Origin of the sequence: Psychrobacter sp. H7-1 (genome assembly GCF_904846585.1) — a bacterium.
In the GTDB taxonomy this organism is placed as follows: domain Bacteria; phylum Pseudomonadota; class Gammaproteobacteria; order Pseudomonadales; family Moraxellaceae; genus Psychrobacter; species Psychrobacter raelei.
In genome coordinates this window covers 1-3,171 of sequence record NZ_CAJHBH010000083.1, presented here as the reverse complement: position 1 = coordinate 3,171, position 3,171 = coordinate 1, and the positions used below count along the sequence as shown (strand labels likewise).

General features: G+C 38.1%; 3 protein-coding genes. All 3 read left to right on the top strand.

The features are described from left to right. A partial coding sequence (locus JMX92_RS13805; protein ID WP_413786870.1) for a transposase occupies positions 1-146 on the top strand: 146 nt, incomplete at its 5' end. Positions 147-246: 100 nt separating this feature from the next. Further along, complete coding sequence (locus JMX92_RS13195) at positions 247-900, top strand: HdeD family acid-resistance protein (protein WP_227675383.1); 654 nt, start codon at positions 247-249, stop codon at positions 898-900. A gap of 106 nt (positions 901-1,006) precedes the next feature. Next, the gene (locus JMX92_RS13190; RefSeq protein ID WP_201546130.1) at positions 1,007-2,968 is read left to right on the top strand and encodes an oleate hydratase; all 1,962 of its coding nucleotides are present in this window, start codon (positions 1,007-1,009) and stop codon (positions 2,966-2,968) included. The last annotated feature ends 203 nt before the right edge of the window (positions 2,969-3,171 follow it).

Sequence of the window (3,171 nt, the reverse complement as noted above, 5' to 3'; positions counted from 1 at the left end):
TGTTATTTCTACCGCCGTACAGTCCCGATTTAAACCCTATTGAGAAAAAATGGGCACAGGCTAAATTTCTACGCCAAGGATGGATGGAGAATAATCTACCTAAACTATTTCATAATATGGGTTGTACTAATTTTATTGTGGATTGACTATAGATCAATGATCTGCCTCATAGCTTTTTTGCATTAAAGACAATTAATATTATATCAAGCCGTTATTTTGCAACATACATAGATATCGAGATTAAAAATGAGTTCAATCACCAGAAACATCTTTGGCACCATCAATAGAACCATCCATCATTGGTATATTTTACTTGTTGTGGGCATTATTTTTATTGCCACCGGGATATATACCTTTGTTTCACCACTTGAGTCTTATGCTGCACTCGCTATTTTGTTCAGCATATCTTTTATTATTTCAGGCATTTCTGAAATTACATTTTCTTTATTAAATAAAAAGCTACTTAATAACTGGGGTTGGTTTTTAGTCCTTGGGATTTTAACGTTCATTGTTGGTGTTCTTTTGGTGGTTAACCCGGCAATATCGCAAGCCACCTTGCTTTTTTATGTGGGTTTTTTAGTATTGTTTCGTTCCATTAGTGCTGTCAGCCATTCATTCGAGTTAAAGGAATATGGCTTTTCTGACTGGGGGTATTTAGCAGCAATAGGGGTTGTCGGTATTGTTTTCTCCTTTATCTTATTAGCTAACCCTGTACTTGGTGGCATGACAGTTGTTATATGGACTGGTTTAGCCCTGATCACCAGTGGTTGTTATAGTGCATACCTTGCTTTTAAATTAAAAAAACTAAAAGACTTACCAAATAAGATTTCTAATGAACTAAGAAGTAGATTCAATTTAGTCTCTCAAGAAGTTAATAACGTCTTAAACAGTAAAAAATAACTATATTCTCATTTAATCACTGACCTATAAATATTTAAGTTAATAGCAGCTTCATTTTAAAACAACACTGAGTTATAAGATTCTTTAACCCACTAAGGGGATAATAATGAAAAAGACTAATGAAAAACAAAAAACCATCGACAGCTTTCCACATCAACCAGATGCTAATAAAGCCTATCCACACCATTACCCGCAAAACACCTTGCCGTTTGCTGACAAAATAGGTAACTATCAACGCAATATCGGTAGACCAACCGACGCTTATAAAGACAGTAAAGTCTATATCATCGGTAGCGGTATCGCGGGCTTATCTAGTGCTTACTACTTCATTCGCGATGGTAAAGTACCAGCAGAAAACATTACTTTTTTAGAGCAACTGGAGGTGTCAGGCGGCTCCATGGATGGCTCAGGTAATGCTGAGAATGGCTACATCATACGTGGTGGCCGTGAGATGGAATTTACCTACGAGAACTTTTGGGATGTCTTCCAAGATATTCCTGCAGTCGAGATGCCAGAGCCATACAGCGTATTAGATGAATATAGATTGATTAATGATGATGATCCTAACTATTCAATCGCTCGTTTGGTACATCAGCAAGGTAAAATCAAAGAAACGAATGGTGTTACTCTAAAAAAATCTGACCAATTAGCATTGATACGTCTACTACTAAAACGCAAAGAAGAATTAGATGATGTGCGAGTCAATGATTACTTTAGCGACAGCTTCTTTGAAAGTAACTTCTGGATACTTTGGAGCACCATGTTTGCCTTTGAAAAATGGCACAGCTTGCTTGAGTTAAAACTATATATGCACCGCTTTTTGCATGACTTAGATGGTCTGCATAATATGTCGATGCTAGTATTTCCAAAATACAATCAATATGATGGGTTTATCGTACCGCTACGTAACTATCTCATCGAAAAAGGGGTTAAATTCCAATACGATACTTCGGTGACGGATTTAGATATTGAGTTTAATCAAGCTGATGACCATGAATCTGTTAAGGGTTCAGCTAATGAGCCAACCAAAACGGTCAAAGCCATCATTGCAGAAGTAGGTGGTAAGCCTACCCGTATTACTATTACAGAGAATGATTATGTAGTAGCAACCACAGGCACAATGACTGATGATACACGATATGGTGATAACGATTCTGCGCCAAACCTAGATGCTATGTTAGACAATCAAGGGCAATCAAAAGGTTGGACGCTTTGGAACAATCTTGCTCATAAGTCCAGCGTCTTTGGTCATCCTGGAAAATTCAATGGTAATGTGAATGAGTCTGCATGGATGTCAGCCACACTGACTTGTAAGCCTTCTGCATTGGTAGATAAGGTTAAAGAGCTGTCTGTTAATGATCCATACTCAGGTAAAACAGCGACAGGTGGTATCGTCACCTTTACCGATTCTAACTGGGTAATGAGCTTTACTTGTAACCGTCAGCCGCATTTCCCTGATCAACCAAAGGACACCTTAGTACTTTGGGTGTATAGTTTGCTGATGGATAAAGATGGCAATTATATTAAGAAACCAATGCCAGAATGTACAGGTAATGAGATTTTAGCAGAGCTCTGCCACCACCTTGGTATTATCAATGAGTTAGACGGCGTGGTTGACAATACCATTGTTAGATCTACTTATATGCCATATATCACCTCACAGTTTATGGTACGTGCGCAAGGCGACCGCCCTGAAATTGTACCGCAAGGTTGTACTAATCTAGGCTTAGTAGGACAATTTGTCGAAACTAGAAATGATGTGGTATTCACCGTCGAAAGCTCTGTTCGTACGGCTAGAGTCGCGGTATATAGCCTACTGAATATCAAAAAACAGGTGCCTGATATAGATCCATCGCAATATGACATTCGTCACCTATTACGAGCGGCAAATACGCTAAATGATGGCAAAGGATTTATTGGAGAAGGCTTATTACGTAAGCTATTAAAAGATACCTATTATGAGCATATCTTGCCACCTACCCATCTAGATAGTCAGGAAGAAACGAAGCGTAATGACTCTATTTTCTCAGAGTATTGGGAGTCTATTAAAGGTATTTGGCATAAATAAGCTCCTTTAGATTGCACAGCTTAATACCTCTATTGCTTTAGGCAACGTACATATCATAAAAAAGGCTCCCTTTTGGGTAATGCCAGTCAGTTAAGGCAAAAACTCAATAAAAGTAATAAAATAGCCCATCTAATAAGTAGATGGGCTATTTTACTATGAGACTACAAAACGCTATTAATGAGACGCATAAAAGGATTCCAGAC